General features: G+C 69.0%; 12 protein-coding genes and 1 CRISPR repeat array. Of the genes, 7 read left to right on the top strand and 5 right to left on the bottom strand.

The genetic code is table 11. The features are described 5' to 3' along the window. Positions 1–214: 214 nt before the first annotated feature. Together treZ and MXD95_RS02045 are read right to left on the bottom strand one after the other, a co-directional pair. Positions 215–2,035, bottom strand: a complete 1,821-nt coding sequence (gene treZ, locus MXD95_RS02050; protein WP_250638760.1) for a malto-oligosyltrehalose trehalohydrolase — start codon at positions 2,033–2,035, stop codon at positions 215–217. Positions 2,036–2,282: 247 nt separating this feature from the next. Then, positions 2,283–2,579 (bottom strand): hypothetical protein, encoded by a 297-nt coding sequence (locus tag MXD95_RS02045; protein WP_250638759.1) that lies wholly within the window; start codon positions 2,577–2,579, stop codon positions 2,283–2,285. A gap of 826 nt (positions 2,580–3,405) precedes the next feature. On the opposite strand from MXD95_RS02045, the gene MXD95_RS02040 reads away from it, so the two are divergent. The 7 genes from MXD95_RS02040 to cas2 all read left to right on the top strand — a co-directional run bounded on the left by MXD95_RS02040 (position 3,406) and on the right by cas2 (position 11,888). After that, positions 3,406–4,134 carry a CRISPR-associated endoribonuclease Cas6 gene (locus MXD95_RS02040; protein WP_250638758.1) on the top strand — a complete coding sequence of 243 codons (729 nt, stop codon included), beginning with the start codon at positions 3,406–3,408 and terminating at the stop codon, positions 4,132–4,134. Continuing rightward, on the top strand, positions 4,131–5,606 hold the full coding sequence (locus tag MXD95_RS02035) for a hypothetical protein (protein WP_250638757.1): 1,476 nt from the start codon (positions 4,131–4,133) through the stop codon (positions 5,604–5,606). Before MXD95_RS02040 ends, MXD95_RS02035 begins: the two co-directional genes overlap by 4 nt. Next, positions 5,603–6,646 (top strand): type I-B CRISPR-associated protein Cas7/Cst2/DevR, encoded by a 1,044-nt coding sequence (cas7i, locus tag MXD95_RS02030; RefSeq protein WP_250638756.1) that lies wholly within the window; start codon positions 5,603–5,605, stop codon positions 6,644–6,646. The genes MXD95_RS02035 and cas7i overlap by 4 nt, the downstream gene beginning before the upstream one ends. Before the next feature lie 83 nt (positions 6,647–6,729). Further along, complete coding sequence (cas3, locus tag MXD95_RS02025) at positions 6,730–10,140, top strand: CRISPR-associated helicase Cas3' (RefSeq protein WP_250638755.1); 3,411 nt, start codon at positions 6,730–6,732, stop codon at positions 10,138–10,140. Next, complete coding sequence (locus MXD95_RS02020; RefSeq protein ID WP_250638754.1) at positions 10,140–10,634, top strand: CRISPR-associated protein Cas4; 495 nt, start codon at positions 10,140–10,142, stop codon at positions 10,632–10,634. The genes cas3 and MXD95_RS02020 overlap by 1 nt, the downstream gene beginning before the upstream one ends. 5 nt (positions 10,635–10,639) lie before the next feature. Next, the gene (gene cas1, locus MXD95_RS02015) at positions 10,640–11,620 is read left to right on the top strand and encodes a CRISPR-associated endonuclease Cas1 (protein WP_250638753.1); all 981 of its coding nucleotides are present in this window, start codon (positions 10,640–10,642) and stop codon (positions 11,618–11,620) included. Between the two features lie 10 nt (positions 11,621–11,630). Continuing rightward, positions 11,631–11,888 (top strand): CRISPR-associated endonuclease Cas2, encoded by a 258-nt coding sequence (gene cas2 / locus MXD95_RS02010; protein ID WP_518455072.1) that lies wholly within the window; start codon positions 11,631–11,633, stop codon positions 11,886–11,888. A gap of 135 nt (positions 11,889–12,023) precedes the next feature. Next, a CRISPR array of direct repeats spans positions 12,024–12,987; the repeat unit is 30 nt; unit sequence GTCCTCATCGCCCCTACGAGGGATTGCAAC. 193 nt (positions 12,988–13,180) lie between these two features. Here cas2 and MXD95_RS02005 read toward each other — a convergent pair. From MXD95_RS02005 to MXD95_RS01995, 3 genes are read right to left on the bottom strand one after another with little or no spacing between them, the layout of a single operon-like run. Then, positions 13,181–16,645 carry an FtsK/SpoIIIE domain-containing protein gene (locus MXD95_RS02005; RefSeq protein ID WP_250638752.1) on the bottom strand — a complete coding sequence of 1,155 codons (3,465 nt, stop codon included), beginning with the start codon at positions 16,643–16,645 and terminating at the stop codon, positions 13,181–13,183. Further along, positions 16,638–17,645 carry a hypothetical protein gene (locus MXD95_RS02000; RefSeq protein WP_250638751.1) on the bottom strand — a complete coding sequence of 336 codons (1,008 nt, stop codon included), beginning with the start codon at positions 17,643–17,645 and terminating at the stop codon, positions 16,638–16,640. Before MXD95_RS02000 ends, MXD95_RS02005 begins: the two co-directional genes overlap by 8 nt. Before the next feature lie 39 nt (positions 17,646–17,684). Further along, positions 17,685–17,948: a WXG100 family type VII secretion target gene (locus MXD95_RS01995; protein WP_250638750.1), complete on the bottom strand. Its 264-nt coding sequence runs from the start codon at positions 17,946–17,948 to the stop codon at positions 17,685–17,687. Between the last annotated feature and the right edge of the window lie 685 nt (positions 17,949–18,633).

The following is an 18,633-nucleotide window of genomic DNA, read 5'->3' as shown; positions in this document are numbered from 1 at the left end:
CCTGCCTGTCGCCGGAGCCGATTCGCCCTGCGACGATGAGGCCATGGGAACCTACGTCGTCCTGCTTGTCATGGTGCTGCTGGTGGGACTGGCCGTGCTGGGCGCGCTGTACACCTATCTCATGCGCGACCGTACCCGCCGCTGACGGCAACGCTGCCAGGGATGGCGCCGGCAGGGGCGGGTGGCTCAGGGCCGGTCCCGCGGGGCGTGCCGCTCAGGCAGCGGATGGTTCGGGCGGGAGCAGGCGGGTGATGACGACGGACTCGCCGTCCAGCTCGACCAGGCCGGGCATGTAGGTGAAGCCGGGCGCGGAGGCGGCGGGGGCGTCGAACGGCACGCCGTCGACGGGTACCGCCTGGCGCTCGCGGCCGAAGTTCACCACGATCGCGACGTCGCCGCGGCGGACCACCAGCCAGCGGGCGTCCTCGTCGTAGGTGCAGGCGACCGACGACCAGGCCGGGTCGGTCAGGTCGGGCAGGCGGCGGCGCAGCGCGATGAGCCGGCGGTGCCAGTCGAGCAGGCTGCCGTGGCCGGGGCGGGTCGGCTCGGACCAGTCGAGCCGGGACCGTTCGAACGTCGCCGGGTCCTGCGGGTCGGGGACCTGCTCGGGGCCCCAGCCGTGCGCGGCGAACTCGGCGCGCCGGCCCTCGCGGACGGCGTCGCCGAGGCCGGGTGCGGTGTGGTCGGTGAAGTACTGCCAGGGGGTGTGCGCGCCCCACTCCTCGCCCATGAACAGCATCGGGGTCAGCGCGGAGGTGAGCAGCAGCGCCGCGCCGATGCGCAGCAGACCGTCGCCCAGCGTCGCCGAGGAGCGGTCGCCGGTCGCCCGGTTGCCGACCTGGTCGTGGTTCTGCAGGAAGGTGACGAACCGGTAGGCGGGGGTCGTCGCCGGCATCGGCCGGCCGTGGGAGCGGGCGCGAAACGTCGAGTAACCGCCCTCGTGGACGAATCCCTTGGTCAGCGCGTGGGCGAGGGCCGACAGCGAGCCGAAGTCGACGTAGTAGCCCTGCCGTTCGCCGGACAGGGCCGCCCACAGCGCGTGGTGGGCGTCGTCGCACCACTGGCCGTCCAGGCCGTAACCGCCGGCCTCGGGCGCGACGACGAGCCGGGGATCGTTCAGGTCGGACTCGGCGACGGCGAACAGCGGCCGGCGCTGCTGCGCGCCGAGCCGGTGCACCGACTCGGCGATCTCCTCGAGCAGGTGCATCGCCCGGCTGTCCTGGAAGGCGTGCACGGCGTCGAGGCGCAGCCCGTCGCAGTGGTACTCGCGCAGCCAGGTCAGCGAGCTGCCCAGGATGAACGCGCGGACCTCGTCAGAACCAGGGGCGTCGAGGTTGACGGCGGGACCCCACGGCGTGATGTAACGGTCGGTGAAGTACGGGCCGAACTGGGCGAGGTAGTTGCCGTCCGGCCCAAGATGGTTGTAGACGACATCCATGATCACGCCGATGCCGTGGGCGTGCGCGGCGTCGACGAACCGCTTGAGCCCGTCCGGCCCGCCGTACGGCTCGTGCACGGCGAACAGGCCCACGCCGTCGTAGCCCCAGCCGTGCCGGCCCGGGAACGCGTTGACGGGCAGCAGCTCCACCGCGTCGATGCCGAGCTCGACGAGATGCGGGAGCTTCTCGATCGCCGCGTCGAACGTCCCCTCGGGGGTGAACGTGCCGACGTGCAGTTCGTAGAGGACGCTCCCGGCCAGGGCGATGCCCCGCCAGCTCGCGTCCGTCCAGGGGAACGCCGCGTGGTCGACGAGGCGGGAACGCCCGTGCACGCCGTACGGCTGCCACGCGGACCGCGGGTCGGGCAGCTCCTGGTCGCCGCCGTCGAGCACGAAGGCGTAGTCCGTGCCGTGCCTGGCCGAAGGCACGTTGACCCACCACCAGCCACCTCGCCCCGCGGACATCTCATGCGTGGCATCGGCCGATCCCCCTGCGCCCGCCCCGCCGGTGTCCGGGTTGCCGCCCGCAGGACCGGCTTTCGCCACGACAAGGCTGACCGTCTTCGCGTCCGGGGCCCACAGGCGGAAGGTGCTCATAGCGTCCTGTCTACCGCCCGCCGGGACCCGACATGCCGTGACGGTGCCAATCGACCCTGTCCGAAGGTGCCCGTTCGCCCCGTTTGAGGCCAGCCCTGCCCGGCTGGCGGGCCGTCTGTGCGCCCATGTCCGGGTCCGCCAGAGGTGTCGCGCGGGAACCGCTCGGCCCTGTGAGGCTCGCGATCTCTGCGGCGTCGGCCCTGCTGTGACGACGTCGGGAGCGTCCATGGTGCCCGATGGGGATGCCTCAACCCTTGCAGGCCGGGTCATCCACGATGACCGGCTCCCCCTGCTCGCCGCGGGCCTCGTAGAGCCGCTTGCCTGCCTGGAACGGGACGCACTTGGTCATGATGTTCCGCCAGCCGTCCGGCGCGTTGATGATCTGGGCTCGGCTGTCGTCCTGCTGCCCGAGCGGCGCGTCGATCGTCCCGTTGGACCTGCGTGCACAGCCGGCACTCGCCGCCAGAACCACGAGCGTAAGCACGGCCACGAGTGCGAGGACAGCGCGGGGCGCTTTGGCCGGCTTCCATCTCATGTGCGCCATGGGGATCCCTTCCGTTGGTATGTACCGCTCTGACGGCCTCCATCCTGTCGACGCGCTGTTTGCGAACGTTCAACGCCGCTATCGAACCCGCGAGGTGCTGCTGCAGCCACACGATGTGTGCCACCCACGGTGATGATCATAGTGGCGGGGTTTGCGCTACGCTTGTGCGTAGGTCTTATGTCAGATCGTCGCTGGCGGGACCGTTGTTCACCTGCGAGTTATCGCAACGAGGTATCGCAACACTGGGCCGCTTGGGCGGACGATCGCCTTTGGTGTCCTTCGTCATCATCTCTGCGAGAGGCGCGGTCCGGGCGGCGTTTGGCGCCCGGACCCGCGGAGCCTCGTCTCGACTGGTCCGCTGTGGATCTTTTGTTGACCACAGTAGTCGACTGGTCTGCTAGTGCAGAAGTCGTCAATCGGCAAGGCTTGACCAAGGTCTCAGATCCGCTCTAAAGTGCAGAACGCGACCAAGCGACTGCTGAGCGGAGGTGTGGTGCGATGTGGTCGACCGGGTCCTCGACGGGCGGGTCAAGATCGAGAATAGCTGCCTCGTCGATAAGTCCTACCGGGCCGCGGTGTGGTACGGCTTGGCCGCGATTGTCGTGCCGGATGGGCACGCTGACGGGCGTCAAGGGGTGTCTAGTTCCGGCCGACCAACGCCTCTGATCCAGGGCGGGCTCGGCGGTGGAGGTCGGATCGGTGCTCCTGCCGCCGGTCCGTCACGTCAAGAAATTGTCGGAGGTGCCCGGCAGCATGCACCTCGTCCGGCACTGAGACGATCTGGCAGGGCGCGAGGAGTCGCAATGGTACGGAGGACGGGGGCGCGATGCGGCTAAGAGTGGCCGTGCACACCAGAGCACGAGAGATCCCATGGCGTAGCGTGCATGCACCGGGACGGGCCCTGTGCTACCGCATGCTCGGCGAGGTCGATCCGGCGCTGGCCCGGACGTTGCACGAGGAGGGCTGGGGGCCGCATCGAATGGTCCCGTTCGGTTACGGTCCGCCCGTATTCCCGCGCGCCACCCGGGTCCGCGGGCGGTATGCCACCGGCGGAGCGGGCTATCTCGACCTCGGCAGCCCACTGTTCGCCCTGGTGGACGCGTGGGCCAAGGTAGTGATCGGCATCCCGTTGATCGACTGGGGTGGCGTTGCGCTCAACGTTCTCGGCGTCGAGTTGATGGAGGCGCCCTCCTTCGAATCCGGGCACGCAACCCTGCGCACCGTGACGCCGGTGGTGGTCAAGGGTTCCGGTCGTGGCCCGGACGGCGTGCGCACGAGCCGGCAGGCATTCCTCCTGCCCGGGGAGCCGGAGTTCGCCGCCTACTTCGCAACCGGCCTTCGGCGTAAGGCGCAGAGCATCGGCGTGGATCCCGATGTGACAGTGGAGGAGATCAGCTGGGTCGGTGCCCGCCGGATGGTTGAGGCGGGCAAGGGGGCGAAGATCGGCGCGCCCCTCGAGGCGCGGTTGCGTGGCGCGCCGGAGACGTTGCGGTCCTTGTGGTCCTGGGGTCTCGGGCAGTCGACGTCGGTCGGGTTCGGCTGGGTCGCGGCGTGACCGGCTCAGCGCCCGAGGCCGCCACAGCCGCCGCACAGCGGCAGATCGTCCTGACCGCACACCCGCTGCAGCGGGTCGGGGCGTTCGCGCTGGCAGGTCTGGCAGCGCAGATGACGGGGTCCGGCGACGGACCCCAGTGGCCGACCGGGCTGCCCGAGGCGGACTTCGATGCCGCGGTGGAGCAGATGATCGACCATGCGGCGGCCGCGGCCGAGGCTGGGCGACGCCGGGAGGAGAATTTCTGGTTGAAGGCCAGCGGGGCCTTTTTCCCGAACTCGAAGATGAACCACCGGCCGACGTTGCCGAAGCGGTCCCGAACGGAGAACACGGCTCGCATTCGAGAATGGCGCACCATGCCCGACCCGGCGAGCTGGCCGAACGCGCCGTGCGCGCTCTGCGGGCGACCGGCCGTCGGCTTCTACGGGAAGGTGGATGTCCCGCTGGTCGACGCCGCCGGATACTGCAACACGACACCCCGCGGCCACGAGGGGCTCGCGCTGTGCTGGCCCTGCGTGTCTTGCTTTCATGCCCTGCCGTATGGCACCCGGCTCACCGGCGGACCCAGCACCGCAATCCACAGCTGGGATGAGGAGTTTCTGAAAGCCACCACTCGCAGCCAGGTGTATCGGTCAGCAAGGGAGATCCGCGGGCTTGCCGCACCCCGCGGCGGCGGCCGTTACGAGCACGAACGCACCGCCCTGTGCGCACTGCGCCGCTACGACCGTCGGCTGCATGCCGGCGTCGAGGTGCTGGTGTTCAGCAACGACAACCGTGGTGCGAGCCTCGGGATGTACCGGGTGGACGAGGCGCTCGCCGAATGGCTCCGATCGACCATACGAGACCCCCAGCGGCGGCGCGGCTGGCGTTCGCTGCTGTCCGCCTACGAGTTTGCCCCGGTGGCCGGAAACCGACGCCTCGCGCGTGACGCGCTCCACCGGCCGTGGCGAATCTTCGTCACGGCCGCGGCCCGGCTCACCACAGCTCGTAACCTGCGCGCCATGCCGCGGTTCGATGCCGGTCTCACCGCGCTGACCTACTCGTTCCTGCATGAGGTGATGGATGTGAACCAGACCGACATCGACCAGGTCGAGACGCTGGCTGCCGAGATTGCCCGCGAGATCGTCACAGATGACAGATCGAGTCCCCTGATGAGCTTCCAGGTCGCCTGCCGCAACGTGCGCGCACTGCAGAAGTGGCTGGAGATCAAGGCGGTCGGCCGGACTCTGCGTCGAGGGAGCTCAGGCGAGAGCGCACCGCTGGTAACCGTTGCGCAGTTTCGACTCCTGTTCGATCCGGACGGCCAGGGCTGGCTCTACCGGCGCCTGCTGCTTATCGCGGTGCTGAACGCGCTGCACGCGGTCGGTTGGGCGCCGACTGACGGCGCGGACGCGGCCCAGGACCTGCCCGATATGGACGAAGAGATCACGTTGCACCCCGAGGATGAAGAGTTCGTGGAAGGAATCGAGGCGTGACCTTTCTGGTGGGCAAGGCCGTGGTGGACGTCAAGGCCGGAGCGCCGAACAACGGCCTTTCGGATGACAACGTTTCTCGCGTGAAACAGCTGCGGGTGGGCCGTGATATCTACCCATACGTCTCGGCGCAGGCCTTCCGCAGGTGGCTGCGCGATTCGGTGCCCGTCCAGGAACCGCGGTCGGGTGTCACACGCAGCGGTGCCGGCAAGAACCAGCAGGCATACACCGAGGGCCGGCCGGACCGTTATTTCGACGACGACCTGTTCGGCTACATGGTGGCCGTGGCCAAGAAGGGCGCCGAGGCGGCGAAGACCTGCCAGCGGGACACGGTGTTCGCCACCGGCACGCTACTGTCCATCGCGCCTCGCCGGCCGACCGAGGAGTTCGGCACGATGAGCCGAGGGTTCAAGGCAGGGGAGAACCCCGTCCTCCACGGCCATGAGTTGTACAGCGCCGAGCTCGGCGCGGATCTTGCTCTCGATCTGCCGCGGGTGGGTACGTTCGAGACCGGTGGTTCCGGCCTGAAGATCGCCCTGACCGCGCAGGCGGCCGAGGAGGCCGAGGCCGCCGGTGCCAGCACACTCACTTTTCGAGGATCGCCGGCGCTGCGCCTGTCCCTGGCGGAGCGCCGCCGTCGCGCCGCACTACTCCTGCGCACCCTCACCGCGGTCCGTGGCGGCGCGAAGCAGTCGCTGCACTATGGCGACCGCGCGCCCGCGCTGCTGCTGCTCGCACCGATGAAGGGCGGCATCAACCCGTTCACACGCATTCTCGGCCTGCGGGACGGGCGGGTCGTCGTCGACCCCGCGGTGGTGCAGGAGGAGGTGGAGGCGTGGAAGGACGAGCTGGATGGCCCGATCCACCTCGGCTGGGCCCCGGGCTTCCTCGGCGGCCAGCGCGACGACGTCCGGGCCGCGCTAGCCAAGGAGTGCAAGGAAGGCCGGCTACTGATCGACCATCCGCGGGCGCTGTTCCATCGCCTGGCAGACGAGATCGAGGCCGGTGAGCGCGACTCCTGGTTTGACGACCCGACCGCATGAGCCCGCACCAGAACCCGGGGGGCCCGAACGGTATCGACCCACGGGGAGCTGCTCAGGGCCAGCCGCGCCCAGCGGGGTTGGGTATGGCGGCTCCAGCTCTCGGCGGTGAATCAGAGGAACAGGAGGCGCTGGAGGTTCTGGTCACCGCGCCGATCGTCTCCTTCCGGGATCCGTTGTCGTCGGCGCTCGCGGTGACGCTGCCCTGCCCATCTCCGGCAACCGTCGGCGGTCTGCTTGCCGCAGTCGCCGGGGGATGGGACGAGGTGGATCCGCTGCTGCGCTTCGGTATGGCGTTCACCGCGGGTGCGGTAGGGGTTGACCTGGAGACCCATTGGCCGCTTGAGATCCGCGGCTCCTTCGGTCAACCCGTGCCCCGTGAGCATCAGTTCCTTGCCCTCGCCGAATTGACCATCTGGATCATGGACGATGTAGCCGCCTGGGAACGGCGCTTCCGGCGGCCGGTCTGGCCGCTGCGCCTGGGACGCAGCCAGGACCTGGCGACCGCACGTGCTCGGCGGATCTACGTCCATCGCGGTCGGGGTGTCATGGGCGGCGCATTGCTGCCGGACGAGGCCAGTCGCGGCGGCACCCGGTTGCAAATGACGACCTCGATAAGCCGGGACCGGTCCAGCACCCGCTGGGACACCTATCGACACCGACTGTCGGCCGCGGCCGGCGGCCGGTTGGCCAGACAGGACCTCACCGAGGCCCTTGTCACGGCCTGGGTCACTCGAGAAGGCCGCGCCTTCCATCTGCTGCCGCCGACACATCCGGTGCAGGTGGAGGACGGCGCGATCCGCTCAACAGTCGACGATCCCGGGACCAGCCCAGCGCCTGCGAACGTCTCCCAACCGGGCCGCCATCCGGTGACAGCGCCAACCGACCCAGAACCAACGGCGGCGCCCGCGCCCAATCGTGTCCTGTCCGCGGAGCCGGCCGGGTTGTCCACGCTGCTCGCCAAACCGTCGAACGACGACTATCCGGCCGGAGAATCGTTGACGGATCATCTCGGCGCCACTCTCGACGCGCTGATCGCGATTGCGCAACGGGTGGGCACCCTGGAGGTGCTGGATCCCAGCCTGCGAGAGCGGTTCTGGACATTGGCCGCCTGGGCGGCGCTCCTGCACGACACGGGGAAGATTGCAGACGGATTCCAACGGATGATGGCCACCCGGATCGGGTGGGGCCACCGCCATGAGGTTCTCTCCCTCGGCTTCCTCGACTGGCTCGTCGCCGAATCCGACGATCAGGCCTGGGTCGGGGTGGGCGTCGCGACGCACCATCGCGCGCTGGGCGGCGGCGATGGTCGGCCTTCGCTGAGCCAGCTCTACCCGGCCGAGTACTCCGCGAATGACCTTGCCAGCGCTCTCGGCCCGTACGACGTGGACGCCGTGCCCGCGCTGGTCTCCTGGTTGCGTCAGCGGGCGGCTGCGGCCGGGCTGCCAGGCGTCTCGCCCACATCCCTTGCCGGGACGGACCCGCAGGTGCAGCCCGAAGCACTGGCAACGCACGCACATCGCCACCTCGGGAGTCTCATGCGGACCTGGGTGGAGCCGGGCCAGCCCAGCCGCGGTGCCGGGCTCGCCGGTGTGCTTCTGCAGGGGGCCGTGACCATGGCAGACCACCTGTCCAGCGGACATGGCACGCTGCGCACCGAGCAGCCCTTCGACGAGGGTTACGCCTCGCGGTTGGCGGACCGCTTGGCGGCAGGCGGCCACCAACTCCGGCCGCACCAGCGCGAGGCGGCCGAGGTCAGCGGCCACCTGGTACTGCGGGCGTGGACAGGCGCAGGCAAGACGGAAGGCGGCCTGCTGTGGGCCGCCCGTCAGGTCGGCGAGATCCGTGGGCGGACGGGCGGCGATCCGCGGCTGTTTTACACGTTGCCCTACCTGGCGTCGATCAACGCGATGGCAGACCGCTTGGCAGATGGTGACCTGACGGATCACGGCGGCGCCGACGCGATCGGAGTGAGCCACTCCCGCGCAGCCTCCTACCATCTCGCCCGCTCGCTATGCGGAGCCGACGAGGAGCCTTTCGGGGATGGACGCACATCCGGTGTCGAAGCGAGGGCGGCGCAGAAGGCGGTGGCCCGCGCGCAGGCGACACGGCTGTTCCGGGAACTGGTACGGGTCGGTACGCCGTACCAGCTCATGCGGGGTGCGCTTGCCGGGCCCGTGCACAGCTCCCTGCTGCTGGACGCCACGAACTCCGTGTTCGTCCTCGACGAACTGCACGCCTACGACGTCAAGCGGCTGGGCTACCTCCTGGCTATGGCCGCATGCTGGGCGGAGCTCGGCGGCAGGGTCGCCGTGCTGTCCGCGACCGCGCCGAACGCACTCGTCCGCCTCGTGCGGGAGGCTCTGACGGAGCAACCGGCAGAGGAGTCCCGCACCGGCGCGGCGTCGGCACCGACCGGCTGGCCGACGACGCTCGTCCCCACCAGCGCCGCTCCCGCGGCCTCGACGGATCTGACTGTGGTAGAGGCCGACTACCAGACCGCACCGCGGCGCCACCGCCTGGTGCGACGAGACGAGCACCTCACCGATCCGGCCACCATCGAGCTGATCCGCCAACGCCTGCGGGCTGGGGAGTCTGTCCTGGTCGTCGCGAACAACATCGCCGATGCTCAGACGCTGCGGGACGAACTTTCCGATCACGACGGCCACCTGTTGCACTCGCGTTTTCGACGCGGCGACCGGAGCCGCATCGAACAGGCGATCATGACACATTTTCGGTCTGGTCGGCGCCCCGACGACCGCCGTGGCGGCCTGGTCGTCGCGACTCAGGTTGTCGAAGTGTCCCTGGATGTCGACTTCGACGTACTCTTCACCTCCGGAGCGCCACTGGACGCGCTTACCCAACGCTTCGGCCGGGTCAACCGCACCGGTGCCAGGCCGCCGGCCGATGTGATCATCTGCCGTCCGGAGATGCGACCGCGCCGCGCCGACCAGAAGGCTCGGACACCACCGCTGTATGCCGACGGTGTGTACGACGAAGAGCCAACCCGGCTCGCCGGAGAGATTCTCGATGCCCATCATGGTCGCGAGATCAGTGAGGCCTCGCTCAAGGAATGGCTGGACAGCATCTACGACTCGCCGTGGGGCGAGCAATGGGTGGATGACGTCCGGGCTGCGCGCTCCGTCTGGGCGACCTCCTTCTTCTCCTGGGCGGACGCATTCAACGACCGCAGCCGTCTGGCGCAAAGCTTTGACAGACTGTTTGACGGCGTCGAGGGGATACTCGTGCAGGACAGGAGCACTTATGCCGCTCTTCTGAAAGAAGGCCGTTCCGTAGCTCGTTCGGCCAGTGTCGGTCGTCTACTCGCCGCCGACCTCCTTATTCCGCTGCCGCACTACGCGGGCGCCCTAGGCCGCTGGGACCGGGATCTCGACGTTCTTGTCATCGACGGCGAGTACGACGAGGTGAAGGGCCTCACGGAAATCCACCGGACCGGTTCCACGAAGGTCAGTTACGAATTGGGTGAGCTGATCTGATGGACGCCGGGGGTGTCGGGGGAGTCCACGTAAAGTATCTGCACCACTGTCGGCGGCAGCTCTGGCTCTATGCCCGAGGAATCCGGCCGGAACATCTCAGTGCCAAGGTCCGCCTCGGAGAGGCGGTGCACGATACCGCCTACAGTCGCTTCCAGTCCGTCGATCTCGGATCGGCCAAGCTCGACCATCTGGATGGGGATCTCTGGGTGCACGAGGTCAAATCCTCAAGGAATGCGACGCGTTCGGACGAGGCGCAGGCGATCCACTACTGTCACCGGCTCATTGAGATCGGTGTGCCGGCGAAGGGAGCCGTTCTACATTACCGGCCGACTCGCCGGACGGTTCGACTGCCATTTGATGAACAACGGCGGGATGCGGCCGTAGCGGATATCGCAGATGTGCTGCAGGTCATCACCGCACCATCGGCACCTGGGCGACTCGACCGTCCCCGCTGCAAGGGCTGCAGCTACACCGACTACTGCTGGACGGACTGAGACTCGTGCCCGAAGCCGCTAGAACGTACTGGCTTACATCGCCTTGCCGTATCCGTCGAAAAGACTCCACTCTGGCGATCGAGCGAGAGGATGGGAGTCGGGTTCACATTCCGGTCACCGATGTTCGCGATATAATTGCAACTGCACCGGTCGATATCAACACATCGGTGATTAATCTGCTAAGCCAGCATGACATCAGCCTGCATCTGCTGAGTTACTACGGAGATTTCTCGGGATCGGTACTGCCGGCCCAGCGTCACGTTTCCGGGCAGACGGTACTGGCGCAAGCCCATGCCGCCACCACCCCGGAGATCTCCCTGACCATTGCCGCCTCCATCGTTCGGGCAGCGGCGTTCAACGTGCGGCGGGTCGTCGACCGGAACGCGCTGCGGCGCCCTTTCGAACGGCTTGATGAAGGCGTAGATCTGGCCGGTGACACGGCGCGGCTGATGGCGGCCGAAGGTAACTTCCGTCGAACGGCTTGGACTGTGCTCGACACGAAACTTCCGGAGTGGCTCCAACTAAACGGCCGTAGCCGACGTCCACCTGCCAATGCTGGGAACGCTTTTATTAGCTACGTCAACGCGATAGTCTACTCGCGGACGCTCACCGCCATCCGTCTGACCCCATTGCACAGCGGTATCGCTTTTCTGCACAGTTCGGTCGAGCGGCACCGCCATTCGCTAGCTCTCGACCTCGCCGAGGTATTCAAACCGCTGTTTTCGGAGCGGTTAATGCTGAGGCTGGCCGCCCGGAAACAACTGTTGCCGGAATACTTCGACGGCGCGGTTGGCAACGCCAGTCTGTCCGAGGCCGGCCGTCGATTCGTGTTGCAGACGGTGCGGGACGAGCTGGGTGTGACGGTCGAGCACAGGACGCTCGGTCGTCAAGTCGCATACGACGAGCTGATGTACCTGGAGGCGCTCAAGCTGACGCGGGCCGTCGTGGAGAACGAGCCGTACAAGCCGTTTCGTATCTGGTGGTGATCCGGTGTTCGTGATCGTTGTCTATGACACGGCGGTGGAGCGAAATAGCCGAGTGCTTAAGATCTGCCGCCAGTACCTGCATCACGTGCAGCGTAGTGTCTTCGAGGGCAATCTCAGCCCAGCTCAGCTCCTGCGCTTCCGCCGCAGCATCGAGGGCGTCCTCGACCGCACCTATGACCACGTGTTGATCTACACGCTTCCGCCTGGCGCCGACGCCGTCCGTCAGAGCCTCGGATCAGGATGGGCCGCCCCCAGCAACATCATCTGACCCGTCGGCTCGTCTCGATCCGATGTCACGGTTATGGCATGATCGCAAGAAGTTGATGTTAGACTGTCAGTTCGCTGCAGATTGCTATCTCTCCACCTCCTCGACACGCCGCATGACCTGCAGGTTTATCCTCGGGTCCTCATCGCCCCTACGAGGGATTGCAACGACCTGACCCGAAACCGCTCTCGGCGCAGCGGCGGAGTCCTCATCGCCCCTACGAGGGATTGCAACCTGGGCAGGGCATCCCCGCGCCGGTCACAGCCTGTGGTCCTCATCGCCCCTACGAGGGATTGCAACACGCGGGTGCCGTACTGGGCGAGAGCGGACGCGGAGTCCTCATCGCCCCTACGAGGGATTGCAACTTGCGGTAGTGCCAGTTCCCGGCGATCCCCGGGGCGGGTCCTCATCGCCCCTACGAGGGATTGCAACTACACCGCGGGCACGAAGGCAAACAGCCGCCTGTTCAAGTCCTCATCGCCCCTACGAGGGATTGCAACCTGATGCCGACCAGGGCCAGGCCGGCGCTGACGAAGTCCTCATCGCCCCTACGAGGGATTGCAACTCGTCTACACCACCAGCATGGACTCCTCGCCGCCCGGTCCTCATCGCCCCTACGAGGGATTGCAACAGTACGACTCGGAGGACGACGACGCGTTGCCGGTCGGTCCTCATCGCCCCTACGAGGGATTGCAACATCTGCCCGGACTCCCGGATGTCCGCTGCGGTAGGGTCCTCATCGCCCCTACGAGGGATTGCAACGCGGCCGCCGTCTGCGCGATGGCGGAGGCGTGGCGGTGTCCTCATCGCCCCTACGAGGGATTGCAACGCGTGCATGCGCAGTCGCTCGGCGGCGTCGGTTGCGGGTCCTCATCGCCCCTACGAGGGATTGCAACAACCCATCTCCTCGAGGTGCTCAGTCACCTCGTCCATGTCCTCATCGCCCCTACGAGGGATTGCAACTGTGAGTTCCAGTCCCCTGGGCGGGGAGACGGGGGTCCGGGTCCTCATCGCCCCTACGAGGGATTGCAACGCGTACACGATGACGGCGACGCGGTGGGTCTGGATGGCCGTCCTCATCGCCCCTACGAGGGATTGCAACCGGGTGGTCCGGAACACCCGCCCTCAGCTGGCCTGGGGTCCTCATTGCACCTTCGGGGATTGTGACACGTCGAGCTCCGTGGGGCCCGAGGTTAGGGTCATAGCTCCTCCTGGATGAGTCGCAGCTCCTCATCTAACGCTTGTGGTTGCTGATTTGAGGGAGGAACCTTCGCCTTTCTCTGATCTGAAGTGAACTACGACAGCCGTTGATCAGGTCGGGGTAGGTGGTTGGCCAGGTCGGTGAGCCAGCCGGGGGGTGGGATTCGGTAGGGGCGCAGGCGTCGTTCGGTGTCGTCGTCGATGAGCAGGGCTTGGCCTTCGCGCAGGCTCGCGGTCGGTCGGCCGATCAGGGTCTGGATTCGGTGGTCGAAGGACTGGGGCTGCCAGCGGGTGAGGACGGGGCCGAACTCGTTGAGGATCTCGCCGTGGACGTGGCGTTGCGCGCCGGGGTCGATCGTGGCGATGACGAAGATGCCGACGTCGGGTCCCTGGGCGAGCAGCACGTCGAGCGGGACGCCGAAGCCGGCGGGGCGAAAGCCGCGGGGTGAGTCTCGCAGGCCGCCTGGGCAGCGGTGCAGGCCGTTGATCAGCAGGAAGTGGGCGTTCGCGGCGAGATTGGCCTGGGAGTTGCCGTCGACGCGCGAGCGCACTTCGTCGGCGAGCGCGCTGACATGCGCAAGGGCCTCCCCGGCGCCACATCGGTGCAGGCCCGGCAGGAGCACGGCGAGTTCGGCGTGCACGCTGGTGTAGTGGGAGCCGGGTCCGGTGAAATCGATGACCGAGACGGCGCCAGCGGCTGTCACGGCGTCGGAGGTTGGGGCGGCGCCAGCGGCTGTGACGGCGCCGGATGTTGCGGCGGTGGCGGCGGTCGTGGTGGGGCGCCCGAGGCCGGCCGCGGCAAGGGAGGCGATCACGGAGGTGAGCACGCCGACGTTCGCCTCGTCGTCGCCGACGACCAGCAGGGCGCGTCGGGGCCGCGGGTCGAAGTCAAGGCCGACCGGCCCCGACAGACCCGTCGGCTCGCCGAGCCACACCCGAAGCGGGCCGCTCGGCGCCGGCGGCGACATCGAGTTGGATGTCGACGGTGGCGCCGGCGTTGATGTCGACCTCCGCGATGATCTCGGCGCCGAGGTGGCAGTGGCCAAGGCAGCGGCCGTGGCCCGTGCCGCGAGGGTGTGGGCCGAGAAGGCGTCCTCGCGGGTGATGTCGCCTGGCCGGTCACCGTCGTAGACCGCCGGTACCCGGGTGAAGCCCCGGGAGCGGGCGAGGCGGCTCATCCGGTCCAACGTGTCCGCCCGGACCTCCCGTTCCTGGTAGGCGACCTGGAACGTGGTGTTCGCCTCGGGCTCGCCGGCGTTCGGGTTGTAGATCGCCTCGCCGCGGGAGCCCAGCCGGGCGGCGGCCGGGTTGTTCTCGGCCAGGATTCGCCGGCTGATGTGCTCGGGGCAGCGCAACGCGATGCGCACGTCGATCTGGCCGATGACGTCGGTGCCGAGATGGATGGTGCTGCTCGGCGTCTGCGAGGCCATGAGCACGCCGATGCCGAAGGCACGGCCCTGGCGGACCAGGCGGTTCAGGCACTGCGCCGCGGTGCGGGCGCTGAGGTCGTCGCCGTCGAACAGGACGTGGTATTCGTCGACGACCAGCAGGATGCGGGCGAGGTGGGGTTCGGCCAGCAGCGGGTCGCCGGGCAGCGCGGCGGCGCGGGCCCGGCGGTAACCGGGCAGGTCCTGCACCCCGTACCGGGTGAACAGCCGTTCGCGGTAGCGGGACTGGGCGAGCAGGTCCTGCATCGTCTCCAGGCCGAAGTCACGCTCGCTGTGCACGGAGACCACCCGGGCGTGCGGCAGGCTGCGCACCGCGTACTCCTGGAACTCGACCCCGCCCTTGAGGTCCACCAGGTACAGCTCCAGCTCCTCGGGGGAGTAGACGGTGGCTGCCGACATGATCAGGGTGTGCAGCAGCGTCGACTTGCCGGAACCGGTCGTCCCGGCGATCATCGCGTGCTGGCGGGTGCCCTCGCCGAGGCGCAGCGCCTGCACGTCGTCGAGGCCGTAGATGCCGATCGGCACGACCAACCCGCCGGACGCGTCGCCCTGCCACCACGAGTCCGGTTCGCCGGGGCTGATCGGCGCCTTGGCCCCCGGGATGCCGCCGATGTCCGCGGCGCCGGCCACGCCCGGTGCCCGACCGCTCGTCGGCGGCTGGGCCTGCTGGGCCATCAGGGCGAACATCCGCTCGACGGAAACGACGACCAGACCGGCGTCGCGGGCCTCGTCGGCGACACGGTCGATCACGGTGCGCAACGCCTTGGACGGCTCCCAGCGTCCCTCCCGTGGATGGCCGAGCTCGATGCTCCAGTCACCGACGTCCGCCGCCGTCGACGTCGACGTCGACGTGAACGACGCCGGACCGGGCCGGACCTGCCCGTCGGCGGTGAACTCCAGATGATGGGGATGATCCGGGTCATCGGCGTTGACGACGAGCACGGTGTGGACGCCGCAGCTCGGCCCGTTGGACATCACCTGGTCGATGCGGGTGCGGCTGTCCGTGCTGCGGAACCCGGTGGGGAAGTCGAACAGGACCACCACGTGATGCGGCTCCGGCCGGGCGGCGACCTGCCGGTTGTACTCGACCAGAGAGCCGAGGCGGTGCGGGCCGAGCAGGTCCCGGTCCACCCGCCGGATGCGCCGGACCAGGTCGGCGAGTCGTCGTTCGATGTCGATCGTCTCGTCGAGCGGGTCGTCCATGAGCTGCACGTCGTCGGAGTTGAGCCCGGCGAGGGAACGCACGCTGCGGCCGAGGGTCAGCGGGTCGATGACGCTCAGGCGCAGCTGCCCCGGCGGGAGCGCGGCGAACATCCGGCAGATCAGGCCGAGGACGGTGTCGGCGTGGTCCGGGTTCTCCCGGACCGCTTTGATCACCAGATTCGTCGTCGCCGGGAACGGGAACAGAGCCGGCACCGTCACCGGCTCCCCGCCGAAGCCCCGCCGGGTGTACCGGCCGACGCGGATGGCGCCGAGGGGCTCGTGCGGCGGGGCCCAGTCGGTCCAGTCCGCCTCCGCGGATCGATCGATCCGATCGAGCTCGGTGATGGTGTTCGCGAGGACGGGCTGCAGCCGGGTGAACCGCGCCTGCCAGCGCTGCCGCACCGCGGTCACCGCCTGATGGTGATCGTCGACGGCGCGGGCGATCGCCTGCTGAGCCTGCCGCTCGGCGTCCGCGTCGGCCTGGGCGATCTGTCGGTCGGCCTGCCGGGCTGCGGCCGCGGCCGCGGTGGTCCAGTACCGCTTGCGTCGCCAGATCGAGTGCAGCCGGCGGGCGGCGAGCGCCAACAGGTCGACGGCCGCGGCGAGCTCGAGGCTGTCCACCGTTGCCGCGCCGTGGCGCGACCCGGCCCGCTCACGCTGGGCCTGATCCCACAGGTGCGTCCGCGGGCCAAGGGCCTCCTGCACCTGCGCCAGCAACGGGCGGACGTTCGCGGCGCGCCAGGCGACGTTGTCCCGTTGCGCCTCGCCGCGAGCCTCGCTGATCTTCTTGCGCTGCGCGGCGAGCTGCGTGTCCGCGGCCTGGACGGCCTTCGTCGCCTCGCGCTGGGCCTGGTCGATCAGGCTGCGGAGGCGGTGGAGTCGGTCGATGAGGGGGGCTGGCTCATCCATCGGTCGTCCCTCGCTCGTCGTCGAAGGGCTCGGGCCGGCCCAGGCGGTCAAGGTCATGCTCGATGCCATGCGTCGACGTGCTGATGTCCCGGGCGGCCTCGGCGATCCCGCGCATCCGGTCCGCCAAGGGTTCGGCGAAGCCGACGAAGTAGCGGCGGCCGACGTCGTCGGCCCAGCAGGTGGCGAGCGCGAGGACGCCGGCGCCGAATCCGGAGCTCAGATCGGTCAGGCCCTGCGCGGCCCCGCCGACGCCGACGCCGTCACCTGCACCGACATCGAACGGCGCGACTCCCGCGGCCACGACTCCCGCGCCGGGGACCAGAGCCCCGAGGACAGCCGCCGCGATGCCGCCGCCCGCCGCGGCGCCGGCCCGGGCCTGCGCTACCCGCGCCGGCAGGTCACCGAGATACTGGGCGAGCAGATCGATCCGCAGGGTGAGCAGGAACGACGCGTCGGTTGCCAGTTCCTGGAACAGCCCGATCCACCCGGCGACGGCACCGGCGCGTTCCACCTGGTCGAAGGCCCGGCCGCGCACCGTCGCCGCGAAGCGGGCCCGCCGCTCGGCCTCGAGCTGGGCGGCGAGGGCCCGCTCCAGCTCTTCCTGCACCCGGACAAGCTCCTTGCGAGCCGCGGCGTGCCGCGCCTCGGCCTGAGCCACCGCCGCGATCTCGGCGGTGGTGTCGGCGTGGCGCACGGTGCCGTCGTCGTCCCGCCAGGTCGTCGCCTCGGCCCGAGCCAGCGCCGCCCGTGCCCACGTGACCTCCTGGCCGGCGTGGTCGAGGTCGCTCTCGGCGCGGCGCACAGCCTCCTCGGCCCGGGTCCGCGTGTGTATCGCGGTGGCCAGCCGGGCCCGGCTGGAACCCAGCGCGTGATCCGCCCGCTCGGCCAGGCTGGCCAGAGCGCCGGTGATCTGCAGGGCGGCTGAGCCGACCCGGGCCGTCGTGCCGGCGAGCAGCCCGAGATGCGCGCTGAGCACGGTCGGATCAACAACAACAAGCACCACGGCACGTCCCCCGACGCCGTTCGTCGACTCCCCGGCCTACTTTCCGAGGTATTCGCGCAGCGGACCGATCTTGGCATGCAGCTCCGGCGAGAGCTGGCCGACGACCTCGACCAGCGCCTCGAGCCGTTTCGCGTGCTCGGAGACCAGCTCGGCGAACCGCTGCCGTTGGACGTCCTCCCAGTCGAGCCCGTCGAAATGCGTCTGCAGCCCGCGGATCTCGTCCGACATCGTCGTGCCGAAGGCCACGACATGGTTGGCGAACTGCTCCAGCTGGTCCGGATCCACGCGAATCGAGGGCACGGGGCCTCCCAGTCGGGTCAGGGCGTCACATCAGGTCACAGGACATCACGTATCACGGCATCACGCCATGCGTTATCTCGTCATGCACCATCACGTCACGCGACATCGAAGGCCGTCGAACCCCCGCCCACGCCGGCCGGCCCGCCGCCATCCTCCCTGCCGCGGGTCTGCTGGGGGGCGGTCTGGCCGTCGGGCCGAGAGATGCGAGGCGATGCCAGGGCTGAGCTCAGCGTGACGGCCGGCGGGGTTGCGTCGCCCTCCGGGGGCCGGTTTCCGCAGTGGCGGACCGGAGTCGTGGCAGATGGCACTATCAGGGGAGTCAGATGGGTACCGTCGGGGCATGGGGGACACGGATGGCTGGGCCGCGGCACAGGTCACTCCGGGAGATATGTCCGCCTGTCGCACGATGTCCCGGGCCTGGCGGCGCGCGGCCACGGTGCCTGCGGTCGGCGAGGGTGGAAGGCGCGGGGGCGGCTCCGGCGGCCCGGTGGCACGCGGGGGGTTGACCGTCGAGTCCGACAGGGGAGCGCGGGGAGCAGCGCCTGGACGACCCCGCTCGTGGCGGGTGCTCGGCCCGCGCGCCCGGTCCGCCGGGCAGTTCGGCGTTCGTCCGAAGGCGTCTCGTGGCTACCAGGGCGTTGTCCGTACACAGGGGTGCCATCTGCACAAAGATGCGGTGTGCGCA

The organism is Frankia sp. AiPa1 (assembly GCF_023243075.1).
Lineage (GTDB): Bacteria > Actinomycetota > Actinomycetes > Frankiales > Frankiaceae > Frankia.
This window is presented reverse-complemented; position numbering and strand designations above follow the sequence as displayed.

Bases quoted from the DNA above. Each gene is read 5' to 3' on its own strand.
- treZ (WP_250638760.1), bottom strand. From the start codon at position 2,035: ATGAGCACCTTCCGCCTGTGGGCCCCGGACGCGAAGACGGTCAGCCTT.
- MXD95_RS02045 (WP_250638759.1), bottom strand. From the start codon at position 2,579: ATGGCGCACATGAGATGGAAGCCGGCCAAAGCGCCCCGCGCTGTCCTC.
- MXD95_RS02040 (WP_250638758.1), top strand. From the start codon at position 3,406: ATGCGGCTAAGAGTGGCCGTGCACACCAGAGCACGAGAGATCCCATGG.
- cas3 (WP_250638755.1), top strand. From the start codon at position 6,730: ATGGCGGCTCCAGCTCTCGGCGGTGAATCAGAGGAACAGGAGGCGCTG.
- MXD95_RS02020 (WP_250638754.1), top strand. From the start codon at position 10,140: ATGGACGCCGGGGGTGTCGGGGGAGTCCACGTAAAGTATCTGCACCAC.
- MXD95_RS02005 (WP_250638752.1), bottom strand. From the start codon at position 16,645: ATGGATGAGCCAGCCCCCCTCATCGACCGACTCCACCGCCTCCGCAGC.